The following is a 21,198-nucleotide window of genomic DNA, read 5'->3' as shown; positions in this document are numbered from 1 at the left end:
TGACCGAGCGTCCGAGTCCTTCCAACCGCACACGGAGGTTCCATCGCGAAATGCGGGAACCGTGGCGCCTGGAACACCCTACCGTCGGGCGAAATCTTGAAAATTACGACGCCCGGTCGCGAGCCTTGCCGCGCAGGCCAAAGCCGCCTTCGCCATGCCCGCCCAGGCTTTCGAACTTCGCCTCCTCGGCCTTGTGGACATATTGCGAAGACACCAGCCAGGCCTTCACCGGCCGCAATGAGCCCAGGCACCCGGCGATCAGGGCGGGAAACACCGTCACCACATGGACCCACAGCGGCGGGCGATAGACGATCTCCACCCAGGTGAAGACCGCGATCACCACGATGCCGACCCCGCTCATCACGAAGAAGGCCGGGCCGTCCGCCGGATCGGCGAAACCATAGTCCAGGCCGCAGACGTCACAGGCGGGCGCCAGCTTCAGGAAGCCGCTGAACAGCTTGCCTTCCCCGCACCGCGGACAGCAACAGCGCAGGCCCGAGACCATCGGCGTGGGAGTCTTGTAGCTCGCGGGCATGTGCATACAATCCTTGTATTGATGCCTACAATTCTTTATAAATGTATGCATTCTCTAGCGTGGAGGCAAGCGTGACCGCTTCCAATGCACGGTGGTTGCGCCGCGTCGATCGCGGCCGCCGGCCGATCTATCTTGGCGTCCTCCACGCCCTGGAAGCCGCCATCTCCGAAGGCGAGTTGCAGGCCGGCCAGCAGTTGCCGCCCCAGCGCGCCCTCGCCGCCAAGCTGGGCGTCGACCTCACCACCATCACGCGCGCCTACGCCGCCGCCCGCGCCCGCGGTCTGGTCGAGGGAACCGTCGGGCGCGGCACCTTCGTCGCCGGCGGCGCCGGCGAGGACGAGGCCGGCCTGGTCGACCTCTCCATGAACCTTCCGCCGCCGCCGCTGGGCCTGGCCCTCGACCGGCTGCTCAAGGACGCCGCCCGCCAGGTGGTGGAGCGCGCCGATCCGGCCGTGCTGATGGCCTATCACCCCGCCGGCGGCTCCCTCGCCCAGCGGGCGGCCGGCGCGGCCTGGCTCGCCCCCTGCGCGGGGCATGTCGAAACCGAACGCGTGCTCGTCGCCCCGGGGGCCCAGGCGGCTCTCGCCGCCCTCCTGCGCCTGTTGGCCGAGCCGGGCGAGACCGTTCTGACCGAGCCCCTGACCTATCCTGGCCTGCGCGCCGCCGCCGCCCACCTGGGCGTGCGCCTCGCCCCTTGCCCGGTCGACGGCGAAGGGATGATCCCCGACGAACTCGCCCGGCTCTGCGCCGAAAGCCGTCCCAAGGCGGTCTATCTGGTCCCCACGCACCAGAACCCCACCGCCGGCACCATGGGCTCCGTCCGCCGCGCGGAGGTGGCCCGGGTCTGCGCCGCCGCCGGCGTTCCGATCATCGAGGACGACGCCTATGGCCGCCTGCCGGCTAGTCCCTTGCCCGGTTTCGCCGCCCTGACGCCGCACAATGTCTGGCGGCTGGAGACGCTCGCCAAGACCCTTACGCCCGGCCTGCGCATCGCCTTCGTCGTCGCCCCCGACGACGGCGCCGCCCGCCGCCTGGCCCTGGCCCTGCGCGCCACTTCGCTCATGCCCTCGCCGCTCTGCGCGGCCATCGCCACCGCCTGGATCGGCGACGGCGTCGCCGAAAAGCTGCTGGCCGGCGTGCGCACCGAAACCGCCGCCCGCCAGGCCCTGGCCCGCGCGATCCTGCCCGCCGCCCGCGGCGAGCCCGAGGCGATCCATCTGTGGCTCGACCTGCCCGCCCGCTGGCCGGCCGAGCGGGTGCGCGACGCCGCCCAGGCCCGCGGCCTGTCGCTGGTCGGCGCCGAAGCCTTCGCCGTCACGCCTGACGCCCCGCCCGGCCTGCGCCTCTCACTCGGCGGAACCGCCAGGCGCGCCCGCCTGGAGGAAGCCCTGCGCAGCCTTGCCGCCCTCCTCGCCGAGGAGCCGGCCGGGCGACTGGTGGTTTAGAGCAGGCCCCCGACCACCTGGGCCGCGTGCTCCCCCGAACGGATCGCGCCGTCGATATAGCCGGTCCACGCCTCGGCGGTTTCCGTCCCCGCCCAGTGGATGCGGCCGACCGGCGTGCGCAAGGCCGGCCCGAACGCCGTCAAGGCGCCCGGCGGCGGAACCGAGACATAGCCGCCGCGCTGCAAAGGCGCGCGGGTCCACACCTCTTCCGCATAGTCGACCGGCGACAACGCCGCCTCGCCGAAATAGAGCGCGACATCCTTCAGCACCTTGGCGCGCCGCTCGGCCGCCGGCCGGTCGGCCCAGCGCTGCGCCGGCCCGCCGTCGAAGAAGCCGACCAGCGACCCGCCCCCGCCCCGCAGCGGCGAATGGTCGAACCACGGGCCGAACTCCGTCCGGTCGGAGATCACCAGCCCGCTCAGCCCCTGCTCACGCCAGAACGGCCGCGCATAGGCGACATGGACCTTGATCACGCAGCCCAGCGGCATCCGCTGGCTCAGGCCGTCGCGCTGCGCCGGTAGGGCGGGCGTGTAGTCGATCCGCGCGGCCATGGCCGGCGGGGCGGTGACGATGGCGTAGCGCCCGCGCCAGGCGCCCTCCGCGGTCGTGACGCTCACCCCCGCCGCGTCCTGGGCGATAGCCCTGACCTGGGCGTTCAGCACCACCGCCGGCCCCAGCTCCTGCGCCATCTTCGCGGCCATCTGCCAGGCGCCGCCATCGAACAGCGTCTCCTGCGCGCCGCCGCGCGTGGAGATCAACGGCGAGAATCCGCCCGCCGCCGCCGCGTAGGCCGCCAGGGCCAGGAACGACACCTGCCCGGCCTCGGCCGACATCACCGCCCGCACCAGCAGCCGCATCATGGTCCGCGTCGCCGGCAGCCGGGCGTTGGCCGCCAGCCATGTCTCGATGGTCTGGCTGTCCAGTTCGGCCGCCATCGGCGCCGTCCAGGGCTCCAGCACCGGGACCTGCGCGGCCAGCGCCTCGATCTTGCCGATCACCTCGGCGAATTCGGCCGTCGCCTCCGGCCCCAGGGCCGGAACCTCGCCTTCGTAGGCGACGTTGCGGCCATCCACGTCGATGATGTTCTTGCCGTCGGCGTACTGCGGATAGATCGCCACCCCCAGCTCCTTGGCCAGGGCCAGCAGCCGTGTCTGGCCCGGTCCCACCCACTGGCCGCCCAGGTCGACCACCTCGCCAGCGACACGGCCGGCCTTGGTGCGCCCCCCGACCCGCCCGTCGGCCTCCAGCACCACGACCTTGCGCCCGGCCCGGCGCAGCGCCCGCGCGGCGGTCAGGCCCGCAAAGCCCGCCCCGACCACCGCCACGTCGACCTCATGGGCGGTGCTCTTCGGCGCCGGCGCGGCCTGCGCCCCGCTTACGGCCGCCGCCGAGACTGCGACGCCCAGGCCCAACGCGGCGCGGCGAGACACCGGCTCATGATCCGATCCTGTCTTCCGATCCGGCATTTCCTTCTCCTTCCGAGTGGACGCCTGCCGGGCTTCGTTGCTATCGCCGGCTCGTACGCGTACGAAATCGATATTCGTACAAGTACGAGATCGCCAAGCCCCGTCGCACTGGAGCTCCGCATGGCCGCAAGCCGCCCCGCCCGAACCCCCAAGGACGAGCGTCAGGAGCAGGTCCGCGCCCGGATCGTCGAGGCGGCCCGCGAGCTCTTCGAAACCAAGGGGGCCGCGGGCCTCAGCATCCGCGCCATCGCCGCGCGCGCCGGCCTCCCGGCCATGACCCTCTACAGCTACTTCCCCAACAAGATGGCCATCGTCCGGGCGCTCTGGTCGCTGGCCTTCGACCCGCTGTTCGCCCAGATGCACGCCATCGAGGCCGCCGAGCCCGAGCCGAAAGCCCGCCTGCGCAAGGTCGCCCAGGCTTATGTCGACTACTGGCTGAGCCACCCCGACCGTTATCGCATCGTCTACACCATCGAGGACCGCCGGGAATCCGGCCAGGATCAGTGGTTCATCGAGGAGACCGACGTCATCGCCGCCCACATGCGCTTCGGCCAACTCATCGCCGCCGCGCGCGGCGATCCGCAAGGCGACGACCGCATCCGAGCCGAAGCCCTGATCTGCGCCCTCACCGGCGTCGCCCACATGCTGATCGGCGTCAGCGAATACCCCTGGCGCTCCAGCGACCGCTACGTCGAAGCGATCCTGGCGGGGTTCTGCTGACGGAACGGCGGGTCCCGAGGAATATGTCGATCTAGACGGCGCTTGAGAAGAACGGACGTCGCATCAACCCGGCCGTTCATCGAAGACATGAGCGTCGGGTTCGTCGCGATCCCAATCCGCTCTCGAGGCGCAGAACAGGTGGGCCTTGACGCCCTTGCCGAGCGGCGTGTCGAGGGTTCCGGCCGTCACATAGATATTCCGTTCGTCCACCTCGGCCGGGAGGGGCGTGCCGCAGGTCTTGCAGCGCGTGATGGTGTAGGTCGAACGCAGGGCGTAGGTGACGGCGTGATCCTCGCCCTTCAGCCAGCGAAAACGCTCCCTCGGCACGATCAGGATCGAGTTTCCGTTCGAGCCGGAAGCCTTGCGGCACAGCGAGCAGTGGCAGATCCAGACACCGTCGACGTCGCCGTCGATCTCATAGGCCCTGGCGCCGCAGAGGCAACTCCCCGTTCGCACAGTCATTCGCTTCTCCCCCGCAGACGCTTGCATTGCACTGCAGCGCGCGCGCCCCGGCAATGCAAATCTGCTCGCCCGACGCGGAGGATCGGCTCGCGGCCCTACCCCGGAAAGCTCAGATAGCCCCGCTCGACCAGCCGCCGCAGCCCCTCGTAGGCTTCGGTCAGTTCCTCATAGGCCGCGCGCAGGCCCGCCAGCCTGGCCGCCTCGCCGGGCGACAGCGGCTGAGCGCTCTCAGTCATGGCCAGGGCCGCGGCGATCCACTGGCCGCGCGCCAGGGCCGTCGCCACCGCCAGCTTCTGGAACCTGGCCATGTCCGCCTGGCCCAGGACCTGACCGATCACCTCGCGGTTCGAGGCATAGGCCGTATAGTCGATCTGCTCGATATGGCCCCGCAGCCGCCGCTGCGCCTGGGGGTCCAGAGCCGCCTCCGGCTCGAAATGGTCGCTCGTCCGCCGCAGGTTGGACGTCCGCGTCACCGACATGCCGACCTCCCGGTCGTACCGCCGCTCTCATTCGAGGGCCGCTCATTCTCGCGCGCCCGGCTTAAGGGCGGGTTGACGCCGGTTGGCAATCTCTGCGGGGGAGGCTAAGTCCGCGCCATGAGCGACACCCGCCCGACCACACCGCCCGACCGCCTCTCGGTCAACCCGGCCAGCCCCCACTACGACGAGGACGCGCTGTCGCGCGGCGTCGGCGTCCGCTTCAAGGGCGTCGAGAAGACCAATGTCGACGAATACTGCGTCAGCGAAGGCTGGGTGCGCCTCAGCGTCGGCAAGACCGTGGATCGCAAGGGCAATGCGATGACGGTCAAGCTCCAGGGAACCGTCGAGCCTTACTTCCAGGACCTCGCCGACTAAGGGCCTCCCGGGCGGCGACCACGCTTCGCCCGACGACGTCCTGCGAACGCCGTCGAGGCGGGCCTTTTCATATCCCTACGACGCCGCCGCGCAGGTCGACAGGTTCACCGGTCCGGTCGGCAGGCGCTTCCACGCTCCGCCGACCTTCTGGAACTCGGCCGTCGCGCCGGCCGGGCGATATTCCGAGCGCGCCGCGTCCCAGGCTTCCCAGCCCATCGCCGCCACCACCTTGGCGGTCATGCCCTCAGCCGCCTCCTCGGCGCTGACCTCGCGCGCGCCCTTGCAGGCCACTTCGAAGGCGCGGCACTGCTCGCCGTCCGGCTTGTCCTTGCAGCCGGCGTCCCCGTCCTTGATCTGGCCGTGCCAGCTCCGGATCTCCGCATCGAGCCCGGCGTAGGGATCGCCTCCCTGCGCGCCACCCGCGGCCTTCTCGCCGCCCTGGCACGCCGCCAGGCCAAGGCAGGCCGCCGCGATCGCCATCGGAAGTCTCTTCAAGATCAGCTCCGTTCGCCGCGCGCCCGAATCTTGGACGCAAAGGGGAGAACGCATAGACGGCCGATCATGGCGCGGGCATGGCCGCACGATCTCGCATCGTGATTTTGCGCCGATTTCAGAAACCTTCGCCGACGTTACGAGTTCGATATCGCTAAGGGGGAGCTGTCTTCAGTCATATTATTGCAGATAGACTGTCAGAAATTCATGATTAAGAACAAGGCGTTCGTGATCATGAATATGGCATTTAGAATAAATTTTCACGGTGAAGTTGATTTGAGTAGAAATTCTCGTTCGCTGCTCTAGAACGGGATGCGGGGGCGGGGCTTGGTTAACGCCCAAACGTGGGCCTGTAAGGGATCTCCGCATGAAACTGCTCGCAACAACCGTCTTCGCGGTCGGGCTTCTGACCGCCTCGACCGCAGACTCGGCGGTCTACGTCGTCGGCGCCCAGGCCAATTCCTCCTCCGGCGGAATCGGCGCGGCGACGCTCTCCCTGACCTCGGGGCAGACCTTCACCGTCGCGGTCGCCCCAGACGACCTTTGGAGCGCCGGCGCCCTGCCGCGCTGGTCGAACGCCGACGGCCTCACCCACGACCTCTTCGCCACCGGCACGGACAATTCCGGCGAAGCGGCCGGAACCCTGATCGGCCAGGATTGGGGAACCTGGACCCAGCACGGCCTCACCGCCGCCTACGGGACCTTGGTCGGCGAGATCGGCGGCGTCTTCAAGGTGATCGGCTCCAGCTTCTCCGGCGCCGCCTGGGGAACCGGCGTCCTCAACCTCTACTACTGGGACGAGAACAACCAGGATAACGCCGGCGCCGTCGACGCCTTCGTCACGGCCGGCAGTTCGGCCGTGCCCGAGCCCGCCACCTGGGCGATGATGATCGGCGGCTTCGCGCTCGCCGGACAGGCCCTGCGCAAGCGCCAGAAACTGCTGCCCTCGGCGGCCTGACCTGCCGATGCATCCGGATCGGGGCGGGGATCTTCGGTCTCCGCCCTTTTTCGTGGGCGTTAACCTATTCAGCCTGCGTTCAGCCACGCTTTGCGATCTTGCCGCCTCAACCCGGCCGCCCGGCCAGACCGGACAGGGTCAAAAGGAGGTTGGTATGAAAAAGATGTTTGTCGGCGCCCTCGCCGCCGTCACCGCCGCAGCCGCCGTCGCCTCGGTCGCCGCTCCGGCCCAGGCCGAGCCCTATCGCTACGGCCGTCGCGACCATAACAACAACGACGCGGCCGCCGCCGCCGTGGTCGGCGGCATCGTCGGCCTGGCGCTCGGCGCGGCCATCGCCGGCTCGAACAAGGACCGTCGCTACGACAACGGCTATTATCGCCAGGGCTATTACGACAACGGCTATTACAATAACGGCTACTACCAGGGCGGCGGCTACGGCGCCTATGGCGACAGCTACTATCGCGGCTACAACGGCTATGGCGGGGCCTACGCCAGCGACTATGGCCGCCGCCGGGTCTGCGTCTCGCGCGACCGGGTCTATGACCCCTATGTCGGCCGCCGCGTGACCGTCGAGCGCCGCTACGCCTGCTGACCCGCTTACGGGACCACGATCTCCTGCTCTGCAACCCCGGCGTTGTCGGTGTCGGGGTTGTAGGCGGTGAGCAGCAGCCGATAACGCCCCTTGGCCAGTCCCGCGAAATCGGCTCGGAAGGTCGAGGCCTCACCCGCATAGGCCAGCGCCTTCACTGGCGCAGGCTTTCCGTCCGGCCCGGTCAGCCGCGCCAGCACTTCGTATCGGTCAGCGTTCCACATGCCGCCCGGCGTGATGGGACAGCCGCACATCAGCGTCACCTTGGCGCTCAAGGTCCCGCCCCCTGCGCGCCCGGTCCAGCTCGGCTCGACCACCAGGCCCGGCGCCTCGACCACCCAGCCGTCGCCGTCCACCGCCTTGCCCGGCAGCACCCAGCGCATCGAGCTGACCGTGATCGCCGCATCCCCCTTGCCCAGCGGCCCACGCGCCTCCAACCGCACCAGGGTCGGAGCCGAAATCTCCAGGACGGCGGTGAACGCGCCCGCCTCCGGCCCGGCGATCTGCACGCCTCGCACCCGCGGCTGCGACATGAGCTTGCCGGTGTCGCCGGTCCCGCCCCGGATGACCCCTTGCGCCAGTTGGGCGCCGGTGCGCGCGTCGGTGAGGGTCACCGCCACCCCGCCCATCGCCTCGCCGACGAACTTGGCGTCGTGCGCCAGCATCCGCACCGTCACCGGCGTCGGTTCGGCCAGGGCCGCGCCCGGCGCCAGCAGGGCGAGCGCGGCGGCGAAGCGGGCAAGCCTGGTCATCGGGGAGTCTCCTCTGCCTTCGGCGGCGCGCGCCGCTGCTCGGTGAACTCGGCCGCGCGCTGGCGGCGCTCCTGGGCCCAGGCCTCGCTCGGCTGGCCGCGCATCTCCGTCCAGGGAACCAGCACGTCGCAGACCGGGCAACGCCCATCCAGCTCCAGCTCGGTCTCGCATCTGCGATGGAACATGCGCGTCGCCGGCGTCCCGCCCTGCGGCTTGCACCACTGCTCGCCCCAGGTCCGCAGCGCCAGGATCACCGGCTTCAGGTGCTCGCCCTTCGGCGTCAGGCGGTACTCGTAGCGCAAGGGCCGCTCGGAATAGGCTTGCCGCGCGATCAGGCCGTCGGCCTCCAGCCGCTTCAGCCGCGCAGCCAGCATCTGGCTGGTCGCCCCGGTCTGCGCCTGCAGGTCCTGGAAGCGGCTCTGCCCCATCAACAGCTCGCGCACGATCAGGATCGACCAGCGGTCCCCGACCAGCCCAGTCGAATGGGCGATCGGACACAGGGTCTCATCATCGGGAATCGGTGCGCTCATGCCCTCGCCGCCGTCTGCCGCAGACTTCAGTATGATTTTCAAAGTCGTGCGCGCTATGGAACTCCATACTATCCAGCTACAAAGATGACGCATCCGTCATTTTTTGAGTCGCTTTGATTTTCAAAGCAGCTATGCTTCCTCAATCCTGGGACAATGGGAGAGGGAGGAAGGCCATGGCGGACGACGCCCATGATCCAAGAGCGCTGCGGGCTGCGATCGGGATTTCACACGCCGACGAACGGCGCATCGCCCAGGACCTCTCGCCCGCCATCGCCTGGCCGACCCTCATCCTGGCGGCGGCGCTGCCGACGACCTTGATCACGGTCATTATGCTGGGGCTGAATGGCGTGTGGCCCCTCTGGGCCTGTACGCCGATCCTGGCGGTCGTCTCCTACGCCCACTACACCCTGGTCCACGAGGCGATCCACGGCAACGTGGTCGCCAGCCCGCGCAGCGCCTACTGGATCAACACCCTGGTCGGCTGGATCGGCGCGCTCGGCATGGGGGCGGGCTGGCCGGCGCTCCAGCGCACCCACGTCCTGCATCATTCCCACACCAACACCGAGCGCGACCCCGACATCTTCGTGAAGGGAACCTTCCTCCAACTCCTGCGCAAATGGGCGGTGGGAACGCCGATGTCGCTGATCCCCATGGGCGCCATGCGGTTCATCAGCCCCCAGCGCTACCAGCGTATCGGAACCATCCTCAGCCCGTCCGAAATCGCCCAGGTCTCGGCCGTCACCCTGTTGACCCTGGCTCTGCTGGTCCTGGCGACCGCCACCGGCCACGTCCTCGATTGGCTGATGCTGTGGTTCCTGCCCACGCGCCTGGGCGTGCTGGCCCTCAACATCTTCTTCCAATGGCTGCCGCACCATCCGTTCGACCACACCGAACGCTACCTCAACACCCGCATCAGCCTCTGGCCGGGCGGTACGTTCCTGCTGCTCCAGCAGAACCTGCACCTGATGCACCACCTGTGGCCCAGCGTGCCGTTCTACAACTATGCGCGCCTGTTCCGCCGCCTTCGCCCGGTGCTGCAGGTCGAAGGCTCGCGCATCGAGGGCCTGATGGTCGGCCCCGGCCGCCGGACGATCGGCTGAACCGTCCCGGGTTAAGGCGCGCCGCTGGCCAGGGCGTCACGCACCACGGCCTGAAAGTCGAATACCGACATCTTCTGTCCCGAAACGCGCGTCGGCTTGCCGTCGCAGACCTTCATCAAGAGGTCGAAGTTCTCGTGGCCGGGCGAGACGTCCTGCCATTCGCCGGGCGTCTCCACCGCCCGCAAGGTGCGGCCGTCGGGCGAGACGAAGCGCCGGGCCAGGTCGCGCGTGCGGCCCATGCTGCAGGAGAAGTCGCGATAGGTCGCCACCATGGTCGCCCCGTCCATCGGATGGGCGACGATCAGATAGACCCAGGCGCTAGCGCCCTCGCCGGTGCGCTTGACGCTGCCCAGGTCGTAGACCAGCGCGCTCTGTCCCTTCTTGAAACTCACCGCCTCGAACGGCGCGGCATGGGCCGAGCCGGCGGCGGCCAGGGCGGCGATCCCCGCCACGATGAATCCGAGCGTCTTTCCCACAGCCCTTCTCCGAGCGAGCGTGGTCCCATGCGGGACAGTTAACGATCCTGTCCCCGCCCCGGTTCACGAACCACGCCAAGCGCTCACTCCAGAGCCCCTGACGGAAAACGCCGCCGGCCCATTCAGGCCGGCGGCGCATGCTCCGGTTTGCGTCCGTGGAGCGGGAAGTCGGATCAGGCGTAGGCCAGGGCCGCCGTCTGGCGGCGACGGCGCATGGCCGCGCCGGCCATGCCGAAGCCGGTGATCATCATCGCCCAGGTGGCCGGTTCCGGCACCGCCGAGGTGGTGGCGATGTTGTCGAACTCGAACGAGTTGCCGCTCGAAGCGAACTCGACCGACGTCACCTTCTGGCCGCCGAAGTCGTAGGTCATGCGCCGGCCGACCAGTTGGTCGCCATTGAAGGCGCCACCGGCCAGTTGCAAGCCGGTCAGAGTGTCCGAACCGCCGCCAGCATAGTGGAAAACGATCTGATTGAAGTCGTCCGGCGAGCCCATATAGATGCTGAGTTGGCTGATCAGCGGGGTGGTCAGCGTCATCTTGCCGCCACTCAGCACCGACGCATAATAGCTGCCCGTACCGGGGGGCGGCGCCGCCACGCCAGATTGCAGGCCGTCCGCGCCATTATAGCGGCCAGTTCCGGCGCCGGAGAAGGTCACGCTGTAGCCGCTGGCTTCCAGGCCGTCGAAGTCCCAGACCAGTTGCTGGCCCGAAGGCAGCGGCAGGTCGCCCCCGGTGAAGCTCACCGTCACGGCGGCCTGAGCCGCGCCGGCGGTGGTCAGGGCGAGAACAGCAGCGGCAGCGGCCGCCTTCAGTGCAGTCTTCATAAGCTTTACCCCTCCAAGCGTGGCCTTCCGGCCTCTGCGTCAAAATGAAACGTCCCGCCCCCAACGGGCCAGGTTCGCGTCTCACCAAGCAAGGACGGCGCCAATCCAGTCCGAAACAGCCTAGAGTCGTCGCCATGTCCCGCCTGCCGGCCATCTTCTGCGCCATCCTGGTCGCGGCCCTCGCCCTAGGCGCGGTACGCTTGCAGCGTCATCCTCCGGCCAAGGCTCGCCTCACTGCCTGGCCGATCACCGCCCACATGCCCGGCTTCGGCGACGGCGGCCTACTCGGCCCTTCCGAGATCGAGGATCTGACTGAATACGTGATCGCCCTGAACGGCGCGCCGCACGACGGCGCGGCCGCCGCCCGCGCCATTCCCCTGTTCCAGACCCACTGCGCGCTCTGTCACGGCCTGGGCGGCGAGGGCTCTGACCTGCTCGGCACGCCCGACCTCACCCGGGGCCAGTTCCGCAACATCCGCACGCCGCAAGACATCCGCCAGCAGATCTTGCGCGGCACGGACGGCCGCGGCCCGATACGCGAGAGCCGCGCCCGCACGCCGGCCGGCTGACGGCCAGAGCCCTTCGCGTCAGCGCCAGGCGAACACCGGCTGCTCCAGGTCCGCCACCCGGGTGATCCGCCCCGCCACCACTTCGCGCAACTGATAGACCAGCGCCGCGGTCGGGGCGTGGATGTGCTGGCCGCCGATGTCCAGCGAGATCAGCGGCCGCTCGCTCTCGGGAATGGTGTCGAACCACACCGCGCTCTCGGCGGCGATCCGGTCCAGCCGGATGCGGTGGACCGAGGCGACCTCGGCCGGATTGGGCGCCAGGGCGGCCGCCTCCTCGACCCAGGCCACCACCGGGGCGATGGCGTAGCCCGAGCGCGTCTCGTAATCGTCCAGCACGCCCAGCACCCCGCTGGGCGCAGCCGCCAGCCCCAGTTCCTCGTGCAGTTCGCGCAGCGCCGCTTCCTGCAGGGTCTCCCCGGGATCGCAGCGCCCGCCCGGCAGCGCCCACTGGCCGCCATGGGCGCGCAGGGTGGTCGCTCGCCGCGTCAGCAGGAAGGCCGTCTCGCCCGAGCCGTCCCCCGCATCGACCAGGGTGATCGCCACGGCCGCTCGCTTCAACTCCGCGCCCTCGTAGGCCAATCGCGGAAACGCCGCGCAGCGGGCGGCCAGCTCGGCGCGGAACGCCGGCGTGAACGGAAAGGACCCGCTCACGCGCCCGGCTGCAGCTTGTCGGCGGTCTTGGTCTCGAAATCGCTGGCCTCGTGCCGCTCGCGCAGTTGCGAGGACGGTTCGCCGTTGACCCGGTTGACCATCCGCCCGCGCTGCACGGCCGGGCGCTCGGCGATCAGGTCGGCCCACCGCTGCACGTGCGCATATTCGTTCACCGACAGGAACTCCCCGGACTCGTAGAGCAGCCCCTTGGCCAAGCCGCCGTACCAAGGCCAGATCGCCATGTCGGCCACGGTGTACTCGTCGCCCGCCATGTACTTGCTCTCGGCCAGCCGCCGGTTCAGCACGTCGAGCTGGCGCTTGGTCTCCATGGCGAAACGGTCGATGGCGTATTCGATCTTGGTCGGGGCGTAAGCGTAGAAGTGCCCGAACCCGCCGCCCAGATAGGGCGCGCTGCCCACCTGCCAGAACAGCCACGACAGCGTCTCGGCCCGCTGCGCCGGATCGGTCGGCAGGAACGCTCCGAACTTCTCGGCCAGGTGCACCAGGATCGCGCCCGACTCGAACACCCGGATCGGCTTGGGGCCGCTGCGGTCCATCAGGGCGGGGATCTTCGAGTTCGGATTGATGTCCACGAAACCGCTGCCGAACTGGTCGCCCGCCCCGATATTGATCAGCCAGGCGTCGTACTCGGCGCCCTCGTGCCCCAGGGCCAGCAGTTCCTCCAGCATCACCGTCGCCTTCACCCCGTTGGGCGTGCCCAGCGAATAGAGCTGCATCGGATGGCGGCCGACGGGCAGCTCCTTGTCATGGGTCGGCCCGGCGATGGGGCGGTTGATGTTGGCGAAGCGCCCGCCGCTCTCCTTGTTCCAGGTCCAGACCTTCGGGGGGACGTATTCGGCGGTCATGCGCGGCGCTCCTAGCTTGATGCCTTCAGTATGTAGGCGCGCCGCGGCCCTTGGCCAGCGCTCAGCGCCTTCGGCCTGGACGCCGCAGCCTCTCCCGTGCTGATTACCCCGCCAGCTCAAAGGGAGGCGCGCCATGGATTACAAGACCATCCGCTGGGAAGTCGAGGACCGCATCCTCACCCTCACCCTGAGCCGCCCCGACCAGCTCAACGCCTTTACGGTCGAGATGGCGAACGAACTGATCGACGCCTTTCGCCGCGCCAGCGAGGACGACGCGGTCGGCGCCGTGGTCGTCACCGGCGACGGCCGCGCCTTCTGCGCCGGCATGGACCTCTCGAGCTCCGGCAACGTCTTCGGCCTGGACGAGAGCCAGCGCCCCACCCTCGCCGACCTGGACGAGCGTTTCGAAGACCCGGCCATCGTCGATGGCGTGCGCGACACCGGCGGCCGGGTCACCCTGGCCATCTACGACTGCAAGAAGCCGGTGATCGCCGCCATCAACGGCGCTGCGGTCGGCATCGGCGCGACCATGACGCTGGCCATGGACATCCGCCTGGCCTCCGAAAAGGCCAAGATCGGCTTCGTGTTCGGCAGGCTGGGCATCGTGCCGGAAGCCTGTTCGAGTTGGTTCCTGCCCCGCCTGGTCGGCCCGCAACAGGCGCTGGAATGGGTGCTCTCGGCCGATATCTTCGACGCCGCCGAAGGCCAGCGCGGCGGCCTCATCCGCTCGGTCCACGCCCCCGACGACCTGCTGCCCGCCGCCTACGCCCTGGCCCGCAAGTTCATCGACGGCCGCTCGCCGGTCGCCGTCGCCCTGGCCCGCCAGATGATGCTGCGCAACGCCGCCCAGCCGCACCCGGTCGCCGCCCACCGCATCGACTCCCTGGCGATGTTCTACACCAGCCTCGGCGACGGCAAGGAAGGCGTCGCCGCCTTCCTCGAAAAGCGCGCCCCCGCCTTCACCGGCCGCGCCTCCGACATGCCGTTCTATCCGTGGGAGTAGGCGCCGGCGAACCACCGCCTCATCCCTGAGGAACGCCCTCGGCGAATTGCGGGTAGGCGGCGTTCGGGGCATACCAACTGGCCCCGTCCGAGCGCCAGATGTGCCACTGGCGTTCGACCGTGACGGGCGTCTCCAGGCATCCCAGCCGCAGCATCACCGTCCCTCGCCCCTCCCGCTCGGCGACCAGGTGCGAACCGCAGGCCGTGCAGAACCGCCTGATCTTGCCCGGCGAGGATTCGAACGCGCCCAGCGCCTCCTCGCCGCGGGTCCACCGGAAGCGGTCAGCCGGCACGGCGGCCAGGCTGGAAAACGCCGAGGCGTGCGTCTTGCGGCAGGTCTCGCAATGGCAATGGACGATGCTCTCGAGCTCAGCCTCGACCTCGTAGGCGACCCGACCGCAAAGACAGCTTCCGACCAGCACCGCGCCCTCCGCTAAACGTCGCCCGCCGAACCTATTGGAGTCGCCGCCCTCCGGCTATCGCCCGGCTACCCCTATGGCGAACGCCTCTCCTCGGCTGCAAGCAAGGCTTCGGCCCGCTCGCTCACGGCGGTGTTGATGAAATACATCCGCAGGAAGCCCTCCGTGACGCTGGTCGCAGCGATGTCCAGCCCTGCCTTTCTTGCAAAGCCCCCCGCATCCAGGGCCTGGTCCGATACGGTGAGGCCGGGCGCAAAGAAATCGTCCGCTACGCGATAGAACGGCGCCTTTTCCTCGGCAGGCGCGGCGCGCCAGGCCGTTTCGAGCGCTTCCTGTCCAATGCCGAACTGATGCGCCAGGTAGAATGCGGCCGCCGATCTGCGAAATGCGCTGGTGACGCTGCTCGCCAGGGCGAAGTCGCTCGGCTGGCTGGTCCGGCCCACGCACCTTTCGGCCGCCTCGGAAGCCGCCGACTGCAGGGCCGCCGGGGTTCCAGGCTTTCCCGCCAGCAGATTGACGATCGCCTCGCGCCGGACGTCCGCAGGAACGGCTGAGAAGATGCAGCCGCCGACGCCCTTCGGCGGCTTCAACTGCCTGAGGGCTGCTTCCCGCGCAGCCGGGTCGACGGCCGACGCCGGACCGACCGCCAGGCCAAGGAGCAACGCCGCCGCCATGAGAACCGCCCGGGACATCTTACGCCTCCGCAACCGCTCGCGAGAAGGTATGCTCCGCTTCCGCGGTTGTCGAACAGGTGGGCCACCTCATGGCGCGCACGAAAAGGCCCGCCCCCGTCGCCGGGAGCAGGCCTGAATTCCGTCGGGCTTGCGGCTTAGAGCGCCGCCAGGCCCGTGCGGCGACGCTGATTGCGCACCATCGTCCCGGCCGCGCCGAAGCCGATGATCATCATCGCCCAGGTGGCCGGCTCGGGCACGCCCGGCACGGTGCCGGTGATGTCCTTGTAGTAGCCGACCGTATGGTTGTCGCTTTCATAGCCGCCGACTTCCGGCGACTCGCGGAACACGATCTTGTCGAAGGTCGTACCGTCCGTTCCGAAGAAGTTGACGAACACATAGGGCTGAGCGCCGTTCTCGCCCTGGTTCGGCGCGTCCGGCTTGCCCAGATAGTCGCTATAGTCCGACCGCGCCTGGAGCGCCGTAAGCACGGTCTGCTGGCTGAAGGTGAAGATCTTGGTCGCGCCGGACCACAGCTCCAGCACGTTGCCGCCATCCAGGGCCGGCAGATAGTAGCCGAAATAGGTGACGCCCGCGCCGGGATCCTGGAGATTATTCAGCGACAGAGAATAACCGGTCTGGTCGAAGGTCACAGCGTAGTTGCTGCCGCCTTCACCGCCATAGTTGTCTTGCTTCTTGATCTCGATTTCTTTGCTGTACGTGCCCTCAATGACGCCGTTGTCGCCAAAGGTGCTCGTAAACCCGCCAGTCCCGAGCGCACGCGAGTTGAACGTCTCCACGCCGCTGCCGCCGCTGAAGGCGGCAGTGGTGTTGGTGACCTTGGGAGCCTCATAGGTGACGGTCACGCCAGCCTGAGCGCTTCCGGCCATCAGGGCCGCTGCGGCGACGCCGGCCGCGAGAAAACCGAGCTTCATGCTATCCTCAATCGGTGGGGCGCGGCTGTCCGCGCTCATGGAACGCAGTTACCCAATCCTTACTGCGAGGGTCCACGAGATTCATTGCTCAGGGGAAATTTGTTACAGTCCCGGCGTGGAAGCCGGCACATTCACCCGAAAATCGCCGCTTTCGCCGCGAAATGGTCATGGCTGAGCCATTGCAAAGGCGCTTTCGCCTCCCAATCTAATCCTCGACAGCGAGAGAACGCCGGTTCCCCCCGCCGGCTTCGCGTCATAGAGAACGCCCGCGCCCCTTCCCCCACCCCAGGCGCGGGCGTTGTTCGTTTCGGGCGGAGCATTCCCATGACAGACGCGGCCACTGCGGCGCAGCCCCTCAAGATCGACTTCGTCTCCGACGTCGTCTGCCCCTGGTGCGTGATCGGCCTGCGCGGGCTGGAAGCGGCCCTGGTCCGGCTCGACGGCGAGGTCCGGGCGCAGATCGCCTTCCACCCCTTCGAGCTGAACCCCGACATGCCGCCCGAGGGCCAGAACATCGTCGAGCACGTCGGCCAGAAGTACGGCGCCTCGCCCCAGCAGTCGGCCGCCAACCGCGCGGCGATCAAGGCCCGCGCCGCCGAACTCGGCTTCACCATGACCGGCACGGACCAGAGCCGCATCTACAACACCTTCGACGCCCACCGCCTGTTGCACTGGGCCGGACTGCAAGGCCCCGCCGCCCAGGCCGCCCTGAAGCACGCGCTCTTCACCGCCTATTTCACCAACGGCGCCAATCCGTCCGCCCCGGACGTCCTGGCCGCCGCCGTCCAGACCGCCGGCCTCGACCTGGCGCAGGCGAAAGACGTGATCGCTTCGGGCCGCTACGCCGAGGAGGTCCGCGCCGCCGAGCACCACTGGCGCACGAACGGGATCAGCGCCGTCCCCGCCGTCATCGTCAACGACCGCTACCTGATCTCCGGCGGCCAGCCCCCCGAAGCCTTCGAACGCGCCCTGCGCACCATCGCCGCGGAAGCCGCGGCCGGCTGAGGCCGGCGCCGCCTCTCCATCCCGCCGGAAGTCGACCACGGAGATCGGCCTTGGAGATCGAGATCAGAAAAGCCGCCGCCAGCGATACGGCCGCCATCCGTGAGCTGACGCGCGCGGCCTACCTCAAGTGGGTTCCGATCACGGGACGCGAACCGGCGCCCATGACGGCCGACTACGACGCCGCCGTCCGCAACCATCGCTTCGACCTGCTCCTCGTCGCCGGGACATTGGCCGCGCTCATCGAGCTGGTGGACGAGGGAGACCAACTTCTCGTCGAGAACCTCGCCGTCGCACCGGCCTGGCAGGGCCACGGTTTCGGCTCACGCCTGATGGCCCTGGCTGAAGACGTCGCCCGCGACCTGGGGCGCCCGCGCCTGCGCTTGTTCACGAACAAGCTCTGGTCGGCCAATATCCGTCTCTACCAGCGCCTCGGCTATCGCATCGACGGCGAAGCGCCTATCGACCGCGGCATGTTCCGCGTGGACATGAGCAAGGATCTGTAGGGAGCGACCAGCTTCGCCGCGCGGCGCGCATTGCCAGGGTCGGCTAGCGCTCCCATGTCCATCGGATGGAAGAGGTTACTGAGCTGGATAGAGAACCGACGCAGCCTGCTCTGCGCGCCGAGTTGTTCGTTCATGACGTCGGGCGTTCAAAGGCCTTTTATCAGGATGTCCTCGGCTTCGAAATTCTACGCGAGGGTCCCGGCGGCTACGTCGCCATCGGCCGCAAAGGCGCGGTCCTCGGCCTCAGCGCGGCATCCGGCCTTCCAGCCGACCACCCGGCTCGCGCCCGACCGGGTCATGGGGTCGGGCTCGGCGTCGAACTGGTTGTGGAAGCGGACGACATTGCGGCCGCCTATGCCCGCGCGATCTCCAGCGGACAAACGAACATCACCGCACTCGTCGATCAACCTTGGGGACTGACCGATTTCCGCGTCTCGGACCCCGACGGCTACTATGTTCGGATCACAAGTCGATCCACGTCGCCTTAGCGCCTGATCCGTTTCGACTTTCCCCGCATTCGCTTCGGCGGAAAATGCTCCGCCACAACCGCCCTGCCTGCCGAGAGGCGGCCTGGGTCCCGGCCTCCGCCGGGATGAGCGGAGGGGATTGGAACGCTGAAGGCGCCTCGCACGACACCTCCGCCCCCCAGCCCTCTTGGCGGCCTTCGCGTCCCTCTGGCGCCTTCAGCGCGCTTCGATGCAGGCCCCTACGCCTGATAATTCAGGATAGGCGCCAGCCACCGCTCGGCCGTCTTCAGGTCCCAGCCCTTGCGGCGCGCATAATCCTCGACCTGGTCCTTCTCGATCCGGCCGACGCCGAAATAATAGGCCTCGGGGTGCGAGAAATAGAGCCCTGAAACCGAGGCCGGCGGGCTCATGGCGAAGCTTTCGGTCAGTTCGATCCCCGCTGCAGCCGTGGCGTCCAGCAGCTTGAAAAGGGTGGCTTTTTCCGTGTGGTCGGGCTGGGCCGGATAGCCTGGCGCCGGACGCACGCCGCGGTATTTCTCCGCGATCAGCGCATCGATGTCGAACGGCTCGTCCGGCGCATAGCCCCAAAGCTCGGTTCGCACCTTGCGGTGCAGCGCCTCGGCGAAAGCCTCGGCGAGCCGGTCGGCGAGCGCGGTGGAAAGGATCGCCGAATAGTCGTCGCCCGCCGCCTTGAACTTCTGAGCGACCTCCAGTTCGCCGTGGCCGGCGGTGACGGCGAACCCGCCGATCCAGTCGGGCCGGCCGCCAACCGGGGCGATGAAGTCGGCCAGCGCCACATTGGCCCGGCCGCCGTCCTCGCGGCTCTTGTCCTTGGGCATCTGCTGGCGAAGGCTGTGCAGGCGGGCAAGCTCGGTCGTGCGGCTTTCGTCGGCATAGACGACCACGTCGTCGCCGTCCCGGGCGGCGGGCCAGAAGCCGACCACGCCGCTGGCCTTGTACCACTTCTCGGCGATGATCGTCTCCAGCATGGCGGTGGCGTCGCGATAGAGGTCGCGCGCGGCCTCGCCCACCACGTCGTCCTCCAGGATCTGCGGGAAACGGCCGACCAGCTCCCAGGAGGCGAAGAACGGCGACCAGTCGATGTGCCGGGCCAGGTCGCCAAGGTCGTAGTCGACGAAGGCGCGCGTGCCCAGGAAGCTCGGCTGGGGCGGCGCATAGGCGTCGAAGTCGGCGCGCAGGGCGTTCTCGCGCGCCTCGGCCAGGCTGGCGCGGGCGCGATTGCCCTGGCCGCGCGCATACTGCTCGCGCACGCGGGCGTATTCGGCGCGGGTCTCGGCGGTCACCCGCGGCCCTTCGGTCTGCGACAACAGGTTGGAGACCACGCCCACCGCGCGGCTGGCGTCCAGCACATAGGTCGTGGAGCCGGCCTTGTAGGCGGGCTCGATCTTCACCGCCGTATGGGTCTTGCTGGTGGTGGCGCCGCCGATCAGCAGCGGGATGTCGAACCCGCGCCGCTCCATCTCCGAGGCGACATAGACCATCTCGTCCAGGCTGGGCGTGATCAGGCCCGACAGGCCGACGATATCGACATCGTGCGCCTTGGCCTCGTCCAGGATGCGGTCGGCCGGGACCATCACCCCCAGGTCGATGACCTCGTAGTTGTTGCACTGCAGGACCACGCCGACGATGTTCTTGCCGATGTCGTGGACGTCGCCCTTCACCGTGGCCATCAGGATCTTGCCAGCCGCCTCGCGGCCCCCGCCCTGCTTCTCGGCCTCCATGAACGGCATCAGATAGGCGACGGCCTGCTTCATGACCCGCGCCGACTTCACCACCTGCGGCAGGAACATCTTGCCCGCGCCGAACAGGTCGCCGACCACGTTCATCCCGTCCATCAGCGGGCCTTCGATGACGTGCAGCGGGCGCTGAGCGGCCAAGCGGGCTTCCTCGGTGTCGGCCTCGATATAGTCGGTGATGCCGTGGACCAGGGCGTGGGACAGGCGCGCGGTGACGCTCCCCTCGCGCCAGGCCAGGTCGACCTGCTTGGCCGCGCCCTTCTGGCCCTTGTACTTCGGCGCCAAGTCGACCAGCCGCTCGGTGTTGGAGACATTGGTCCGCTGCGGCCGGTTGAGGATCACGTCCTCGACCGCCTGGCGCAGTTCCGGGTCGATCTCGTCATAGACCGGCAGGTCGCCGGCGTTGACGATCCCCATGTCCATGCCCGCGGCGATGGCGTGATAGAGGAAGACCGAGTGGATGGCCCGGCGGACCGGCTCATTGCCGCGGAAGCTGAACGAGACGTTGGAGACCCCGCCCGAGACGCGGGCGTAGGGCAGGTTCTGCTTGATGCGCCGCGTCCCCTCGATGAAGTCGACGGCGTAGTTGTCGTGCTCCTCGATCCCCGTCGCCACGGCGAAGATGTTGGGGTCGAAGATGATGTCTTCCGGCGGAAAGCCGACCTTCTCGGTCAGCACCTTGTAGGCGCGCTCGCAGATCTCGTACTTGCGCTCGGCGGTGTCGGCCTGACCGACCTCGTCGAAGGCCATGACCACCACGGCCGCGCCATAGCGCAGGCAGGCCGTCGCCTGTTCGATGAACTTGGCCTCGCCTTCCTTCATCGAGATCGAGTTGACGATGCACTTGCCCTGCACGCAGCGCAGGCCCGCCTCGATCACCTCCCACTTCGAGGAGTCGACCATCACCGGCACGCGGGCGATGTCCGGTTCGGCCGCCAGCAGGTTGAGGAAGGTCCGCATGGCGACGACCGAATCCAGCAGGCCCTCGTCCATATTGACGTCGATGACCTGGGCGCCGGCCTCCACCTGCTGGCGCGCCACCGACAGGGCGGCGGCGTAGTCGCCCTCGACGATCAGCTTCTTGAACTTGGCCGAGCCGGTGACGTTGGTCCGTTCGCCGACATTGATGAAGGTGGGGCGCATATTCGAT

At 68.6% G+C, this 21,198-nt stretch carries 26 protein-coding genes; 11 read left to right on the top strand and 15 right to left on the bottom strand.

Annotated elements, in window-relative coordinates:
* Positions 1–103: 103 nt before the first annotated feature.
* Entirely contained in the window at positions 104–535 is a 432-nt protein-coding gene (locus ACE3TL_RS09575) for a DUF983 domain-containing protein (RefSeq protein ID WP_374578487.1), read from the bottom strand.
* 71 nt (positions 536–606) lie between these two features.
* On the opposite strand from ACE3TL_RS09575, the gene ACE3TL_RS09570 reads away from it, so the two are divergent.
* Positions 607–1,980 (top strand): PLP-dependent aminotransferase family protein, encoded by a 1,374-nt coding sequence (locus tag ACE3TL_RS09570; RefSeq protein ID WP_374578486.1) that lies wholly within the window; start codon positions 607–609, stop codon positions 1,978–1,980.
* Here ACE3TL_RS09570 and ACE3TL_RS09565 read toward each other — a convergent pair.
* A complete protein-coding gene (locus tag ACE3TL_RS09565) occupies positions 1,977–3,446 on the bottom strand; it encodes a flavin monoamine oxidase family protein (RefSeq protein ID WP_374578485.1) in 1,470 nt (489 codons plus the stop codon). The two genes, ACE3TL_RS09570 and ACE3TL_RS09565, sit on opposite strands and share 4 nt — an antisense overlap.
* A 120-nt stretch (positions 3,447–3,566) precedes the next feature.
* Here ACE3TL_RS09565 and ACE3TL_RS09560 point away from each other — a divergent pair, with 120 nt between their 5' ends.
* Positions 3,567–4,166, top strand: coding sequence for a TetR/AcrR family transcriptional regulator (locus ACE3TL_RS09560; RefSeq protein ID WP_374578484.1), 600 nt, complete (start codon positions 3,567–3,569; stop codon positions 4,164–4,166).
* A gap of 63 nt (positions 4,167–4,229) precedes the next feature.
* On the opposite strand, the gene ACE3TL_RS09555 is transcribed toward ACE3TL_RS09560, so the two are convergent.
* The gene (locus tag ACE3TL_RS09555; protein ID WP_374578483.1) at positions 4,230–4,628 is read right to left on the bottom strand and encodes a GFA family protein; all 399 of its coding nucleotides are present in this window, start codon (positions 4,626–4,628) and stop codon (positions 4,230–4,232) included.
* A gap of 95 nt (positions 4,629–4,723) precedes the next feature.
* Positions 4,724–5,107, bottom strand: a complete 384-nt coding sequence (locus ACE3TL_RS09550; RefSeq protein WP_374578482.1) for a hypothetical protein — start codon at positions 5,105–5,107, stop codon at positions 4,724–4,726.
* A gap of 117 nt (positions 5,108–5,224) precedes the next feature.
* On the opposite strand from ACE3TL_RS09550, the gene ACE3TL_RS09545 reads away from it, so the two are divergent.
* Complete coding sequence (locus ACE3TL_RS09545; protein WP_374578481.1) at positions 5,225–5,482, top strand: DUF3297 family protein; 258 nt, start codon at positions 5,225–5,227, stop codon at positions 5,480–5,482.
* Between the two features lie 75 nt (positions 5,483–5,557).
* On the opposite strand, the gene ACE3TL_RS09540 is transcribed toward ACE3TL_RS09545, so the two are convergent.
* Entirely contained in the window at positions 5,558–5,977 is a 420-nt protein-coding gene (locus tag ACE3TL_RS09540) for a hypothetical protein (RefSeq protein ID WP_374578480.1), read from the bottom strand.
* A 364-nt stretch (positions 5,978–6,341) separates the two neighbouring features.
* Between ACE3TL_RS09540 and ACE3TL_RS09535 the strand changes: the two genes are divergently transcribed.
* Positions 6,342–6,932 (top strand): PEPxxWA-CTERM sorting domain-containing protein, encoded by a 591-nt coding sequence (locus tag ACE3TL_RS09535; protein ID WP_374578479.1) that lies wholly within the window; start codon positions 6,342–6,344, stop codon positions 6,930–6,932.
* 154 nt (positions 6,933–7,086) lie between these two features.
* Positions 7,087–7,524: a hypothetical protein gene (locus ACE3TL_RS09530; protein WP_374532307.1), complete on the top strand. Its 438-nt coding sequence runs from the start codon at positions 7,087–7,089 to the stop codon at positions 7,522–7,524.
* Positions 7,525–7,529: 5 nt separating this feature from the next.
* Here ACE3TL_RS09530 and ACE3TL_RS09525 read toward each other — a convergent pair whose 3' ends face one another.
* The gene (locus tag ACE3TL_RS09525; protein WP_374578478.1) at positions 7,530–8,273 is read right to left on the bottom strand and encodes a hypothetical protein; all 744 of its coding nucleotides are present in this window, start codon (positions 8,271–8,273) and stop codon (positions 7,530–7,532) included.
* Positions 8,270–8,803, bottom strand: a complete 534-nt coding sequence (locus ACE3TL_RS09520; RefSeq protein WP_374578477.1) for a winged helix-turn-helix transcriptional regulator — start codon at positions 8,801–8,803, stop codon at positions 8,270–8,272. The genes ACE3TL_RS09525 and ACE3TL_RS09520 overlap by 4 nt, the downstream gene beginning before the upstream one ends.
* 173 nt (positions 8,804–8,976) lie before the next feature.
* Between ACE3TL_RS09520 and ACE3TL_RS09515 the strand changes: the two genes are divergently transcribed.
* The gene (locus ACE3TL_RS09515) at positions 8,977–9,903 is read left to right on the top strand and encodes a fatty acid desaturase (protein ID WP_374578476.1); all 927 of its coding nucleotides are present in this window, start codon (positions 8,977–8,979) and stop codon (positions 9,901–9,903) included.
* An 11-nt stretch (positions 9,904–9,914) separates the two neighbouring features.
* On the opposite strand, the gene ACE3TL_RS09510 is transcribed toward ACE3TL_RS09515, so the two are convergent.
* Positions 9,915–10,379 carry a surface-adhesin E family protein gene (locus ACE3TL_RS09510; RefSeq protein ID WP_374578475.1) on the bottom strand — a complete coding sequence of 155 codons (465 nt, stop codon included), beginning with the start codon at positions 10,377–10,379 and terminating at the stop codon, positions 9,915–9,917.
* A gap of 173 nt (positions 10,380–10,552) precedes the next feature.
* Complete coding sequence (locus ACE3TL_RS09505) at positions 10,553–11,203, bottom strand: PEPxxWA-CTERM sorting domain-containing protein (protein ID WP_374578474.1); 651 nt, start codon at positions 11,201–11,203, stop codon at positions 10,553–10,555.
* Between the two features lie 134 nt (positions 11,204–11,337).
* Here ACE3TL_RS09505 and ACE3TL_RS09500 point away from each other — a divergent pair, with 134 nt between their 5' ends.
* Positions 11,338–11,772: a c-type cytochrome gene (locus ACE3TL_RS09500; RefSeq protein ID WP_374578473.1), complete on the top strand. Its 435-nt coding sequence runs from the start codon at positions 11,338–11,340 to the stop codon at positions 11,770–11,772.
* Positions 11,773–11,790: 18 nt separating this feature from the next.
* On the opposite strand, the gene ACE3TL_RS09495 is transcribed toward ACE3TL_RS09500, so the two are convergent.
* Positions 11,791–12,423, bottom strand: coding sequence for a CoA pyrophosphatase (locus tag ACE3TL_RS09495; protein ID WP_374578472.1), 633 nt, complete (start codon positions 12,421–12,423; stop codon positions 11,791–11,793).
* On the bottom strand, positions 12,420–13,289 hold the full coding sequence (gene yghU / locus ACE3TL_RS09490) for a glutathione-dependent disulfide-bond oxidoreductase (protein WP_374578471.1): 870 nt from the start codon (positions 13,287–13,289) through the stop codon (positions 12,420–12,422). Before yghU ends, ACE3TL_RS09495 begins: the two co-directional genes overlap by 4 nt.
* A gap of 133 nt (positions 13,290–13,422) precedes the next feature.
* Here yghU and ACE3TL_RS09485 point away from each other — a divergent pair, with 133 nt between their 5' ends.
* Positions 13,423–14,292: a crotonase/enoyl-CoA hydratase family protein gene (locus tag ACE3TL_RS09485; protein WP_374578470.1), complete on the top strand. Its 870-nt coding sequence runs from the start codon at positions 13,423–13,425 to the stop codon at positions 14,290–14,292.
* A gap of 19 nt (positions 14,293–14,311) precedes the next feature.
* Here ACE3TL_RS09485 and ACE3TL_RS09480 read toward each other — a convergent pair whose 3' ends face one another.
* The 3 genes from ACE3TL_RS09480 to ACE3TL_RS09470 form a co-directional block, all read right to left on the bottom strand.
* Entirely contained in the window at positions 14,312–14,713 is a 402-nt protein-coding gene (locus ACE3TL_RS09480; RefSeq protein ID WP_374578469.1) for a GFA family protein, read from the bottom strand.
* Positions 14,714–14,784: 71 nt separating this feature from the next.
* Positions 14,785–15,402 (bottom strand): hypothetical protein, encoded by a 618-nt coding sequence (locus ACE3TL_RS09475; protein WP_374578468.1) that lies wholly within the window; start codon positions 15,400–15,402, stop codon positions 14,785–14,787.
* Between the two features lie 137 nt (positions 15,403–15,539).
* Complete coding sequence (locus tag ACE3TL_RS09470; RefSeq protein WP_374578467.1) at positions 15,540–16,355, bottom strand: PEPxxWA-CTERM sorting domain-containing protein; 816 nt, start codon at positions 16,353–16,355, stop codon at positions 15,540–15,542.
* A 285-nt stretch (positions 16,356–16,640) separates the two neighbouring features.
* Between ACE3TL_RS09470 and ACE3TL_RS09465 the strand changes: the two genes are divergently transcribed.
* The 3 genes from ACE3TL_RS09465 (at position 16,641) to ACE3TL_RS09455 (ending at position 18,312) form a co-directional block, all read left to right on the top strand.
* Positions 16,641–17,321 (top strand): DsbA family oxidoreductase, encoded by a 681-nt coding sequence (locus ACE3TL_RS09465; RefSeq protein WP_374578466.1) that lies wholly within the window; start codon positions 16,641–16,643, stop codon positions 17,319–17,321.
* Between the two features lie 50 nt (positions 17,322–17,371).
* On the top strand, positions 17,372–17,824 hold the full coding sequence (locus tag ACE3TL_RS09460) for a GNAT family N-acetyltransferase (protein WP_374578465.1): 453 nt from the start codon (positions 17,372–17,374) through the stop codon (positions 17,822–17,824).
* Positions 17,825–17,946: 122 nt separating this feature from the next.
* Complete coding sequence (locus ACE3TL_RS09455) at positions 17,947–18,312, top strand: VOC family protein (protein ID WP_374578464.1); 366 nt, start codon at positions 17,947–17,949, stop codon at positions 18,310–18,312.
* Positions 18,313–18,530: 218 nt separating this feature from the next.
* On the opposite strand, the gene metH is transcribed toward ACE3TL_RS09455, so the two are convergent.
* Entirely contained in the window at positions 18,531–21,191 is a 2,661-nt protein-coding gene (gene metH, locus ACE3TL_RS09450) for a methionine synthase (protein WP_374578496.1), read from the bottom strand.
* Between the last annotated feature and the right edge of the window lie 7 nt (positions 21,192–21,198).

Origin of the sequence: Phenylobacterium sp., from assembly GCF_041920015.1 — a bacterium.
Taxonomy (GTDB): domain Bacteria; phylum Pseudomonadota; class Alphaproteobacteria; order Caulobacterales; family Caulobacteraceae; genus Phenylobacterium.
The sequence above is the reverse complement of the archived record's forward strand: the minus strand, read 5'-3'. Positions and strand labels throughout refer to the sequence as shown.